The sequence below is a fragment of the Pedobacter sp. 01N416 genome, assembly GCF_056399685.1.
On the sequence record NZ_JBFTRT010000535.1, the window covers coordinates 1 to 3,503 of the forward strand.

Annotated in this window: 2 protein-coding genes; both read right to left on the reverse strand. The window is 38.0% G+C overall.

Annotated features, from left to right (window positions below):
* Positions 1 to 1,127: 1,127 nt before the first annotated feature.
* Positions 1,128 to 2,276: a cysteine desulfurase family protein gene (locus AC1DND_RS23075; protein WP_477584930.1), complete on the reverse strand. Its 1,149-nt coding sequence runs from the start codon at positions 2,274 to 2,276 to the stop codon at positions 1,128 to 1,130.
* 132 nt (positions 2,277 to 2,408) lie between these two features.
* The coding region (locus AC1DND_RS23080; protein WP_477584931.1) for a phosphohexomutase domain-containing protein at positions 2,409 to 3,503 on the reverse strand (1,095 nt) is incomplete at its 5' end.

Genomic DNA, 3,503 nt, shown 5'->3' on the forward strand with positions numbered 1-3,503 from the left:
GTTGTTTTGGGAATGGGTTTATTGATGAGTAACTTATTAGCCCGTTAATGATAGTCATTATTCTTCGACTTCGCTCAGAATGACAAAAACGAGGGATATATTTCGTGCCTTCGGTGTTTCCGTGGCAAAAAATTAAAGTCTTAGCGAGACATTAAGACTAGGTTAGTCCATACCTGATGCATAGCAAGACATTTATCTCACAACATAGCCGATCAAATGCCTCTCCTAAGAAAAGTCAATGGCATTGATTAAACGTGTTTACCTTTCACAATTAAAACATTGCTCCCGGAAGTTTTCCCAATTCGTGAATGCAGCCGAAAGAATGAAATCTTCTTTTATGGATTTTGTTGAAATGGTTTGAAGATTCAAACGAAAATGGATTAAGGATAAACTTGTAAATGTGTTTCCTTTCTTCATTCAATTTTTCTTCCTGCTTCGCGTTCTCTAGATTTTGATTGTTTTGGCTCTTTTCCATGACGATATAGATTGTTGAAAACATGGTTAGTTTTCAGGGTTAACAATTTTAATCAGAATGCCTTTTTAACTGCACAATGCGCGAATAAAAAAGCTATTTAAAATTTGCTTAACCTTATACCACGGGAAATTTGATAAGGTTTCGTTCTGGAACAACATTAAAATGGCGTGGATTGCCTTTATCTTAATTAAATATAAGTTTTATTTTTGAGTTTTGCAAGAGTTTTTTTGCTTCGACATAAGCGGTAACTATTTCAAACGCGATTTTTTATTTTGGAAATCAGGTACAGTGGTATTTAGGCAAGTACCGTCCTGCTCTCCACTTTATCCCGATGAAGAATCGGGATGCTCGTTCTGATCAGGTTTAGGTGGCACAGCTTGTAATTCTATTATGGGCTGCAGAGCGTAGAGATTTGTTTTAAAGTTAATTCTTCTTTTTGCGTTATGCCGTAACCTTAAATAGCAGCACCGACATCTGTATGTAAACCTGATTGAAGTGTAAAGCTCACAGCGCAGCGAGGACTTGAAATGGAAAGCAGGACTAACCTCAAAATGAAATGCTGCCTTTGCCTTCCAAAAAAATCAGCTATTTTTTTTTCAACAAAAAAAAGTCCCGATTCTCACCGGGACTCTCCTATTTGGTTAATGATATTTTAAGCCAAAGCATTTTGCTTTACTACCATTTTAACTTTTTCTATTACATAATCTAACTCTTCCTTTGTAGTGTATTTGCTAAATGAAAAGCGCACCGAAGGACGGTTTGGATCGGCATTAATACCGTTTAACACATGCGAGCCAATATTTGAACCAGAAGAGCAAGCACTGCCACCAGAAGCACAGATACCATTGATGTCTAAATTAAACAACAACATATCAGCCATATCCATCTCAGGGAACGATACATTCAGTACAGTATATAAACTTTTATCGGCATCGGTTTCGCCATTAAAAGCAATACCCGGGATTTCGGCGATTAACTGTGCTTTCAGGTAATCTTTTAAGCCCTGAATATAGGCCTGATGCTGATCCATTTCAGCATAAGCAATTTCTAAAGCCTTAGCTAAGCCCACAATACCATATACATTTTCGGTACCGCCACGCATGTTGCGTTCTTGAGCCCCACCATAAATCATCGGTGGAATTTTAATGTTACTGTTTACATATAAAAAGCCAACACCTTTAGGTCCGTGGAGCTTGTGCGCTGCGCAAACAATAAAATGTGCTTTAAGCTCGCGTACGTTATGCGGGTAATGCCCCATGGTTTGAACGGTATCGGCATGGTAAATGGCATTGTATTTCTCGCAGATATCGCCAACTTTAACCATATCGGTCAGTGTACCCAATTCGTTATTGGCATGCATTAACGAAACAAAAGTACGCTCGTTATTTTGAAGCAGTTCTTCTAAATGGTTATAATCAATATTCCCTTTTTCGTCAATATTAACGAAACTTAATTTATCGATTTCACCATTTTTAAGCATCGTATTTAAAGTATGCTCGACGGCATGGTGTTCTATTTTCGAAGTTATGGCATGTTTTATGCCATAGGCGGCGATACCACAACGGATGGCTGTATTATCGGCCTCGGTGCCTCCAGAAGTAAAAAACACTTCGGATGGAGATGCATTTAACAGACCAGAAACGGTTTTACGGGCTTTTTCTACCAGCGTTCTTACCTCGCGGCCAAGCGCATGAATGGCAGATGGATTACCAAAATAGTTTTCCATTACATTTGTCATTTCTGCAATTACTGCTGCATCTAAAGGCGTTGTGGCCGCATTATCTAAATAGACCCTTTTCATTTCTACGAATATTTAAAAGTTAGTGTGTTGCAAAGATACCTTGCTAGTGGCAGTCTTTGTTTTAAATGTTCAGGGTTTAATCGTTTCATTAAACCCTGAACAGGTATGCTTAATCCTGAAATCCTTTAGAGATTAAAGGTGTAATATTTCTTTAATGTCAGAAATAATTTTGTTAGCCAAATTTTCGGCAATGGTTTCATTTTCTGCTTCACTGTAAATCCTGATAATCGGTTCAGTGTTCGAACGGCGCAAATGTACCCAAGTTTTATCAAATTCTATCTTCAATCCATCAATTGTACTGTATGGCTGATTTTTATACTTTTCTTCTACCTGTTTCAACAGATTATCGATATCCATTTCTGGCGTAAGGGTAATTTTGTTTTTAGAAATGTGGTATTGTGGATAGCTGGCTCTTAATACCGAGATCGATTTGCCAAATTTAGCTAAATGTGTTAAGAATAAGGCAATGCCAACCAAGGCGTCTCTTCCATAGTGCGATTCGGGATAAATGATCCCACCGTTCCCTTCGCCACCAATAATGGCATTTGTTGCCTTCATTTTGTTCACTACATTCACCTCTCCTACTGCTGATGCATTGTATTCTGCTCCTGCTTTTTCGGTCACATCGCGTAATGCACGTGTTGATGAAAGGTTTGAAACCGTATTTCCTGGTGTATTTTTCAATACATAATCGGCAACAGCAACCAAAGTATATTCTTCGCCGAACATGCTGCCATCTTCGTTCACAAAACATAAACGGTCAACATCCGGATCAACAACAATCCCTAAATCGGCATTTTGTTTCTGAACTTCTTTCGATATTTCGGTTAAATTTTCTGGTAGTGGTTCAGGATTGTGTGGAAAATGTCCATCTGGTGTACAATATAATTCTACCACCTTGCTCACACCCAAAGCTTTTAATAAAGCAGGGATAAAAATACCGCCGGTTGAATTTACGCAGTCGATTACGACTTTAAAATCGGCCTTTTTAATTGCCTCAACATCAACTAATGGTAATGCTAAAACTTTATCGATGTGTTTTTGAAGGTAAGTATCGTTTTTAATTACTTTACCCAATTTATCTACATCAGCAAAATCAAAATCAGCGCTTTCTGCCAAATCTAAGACTTCTTTTCCATCAGCGTCGCTAATAAATTCACCGCTTGCATTTAGTAATTTTAAGGCATTCCATTGTTTTGGGTTATGGCTTGCGGTTAAAATGATACC

Bases quoted from the DNA above. Each gene is read 5' to 3' on its own strand.
- AC1DND_RS23075 (WP_477584930.1), bottom strand. From the start codon at position 2,276: ATGAAAAGGGTCTATTTAGATAATGCGGCCACAACGCCTTTAGATGCA.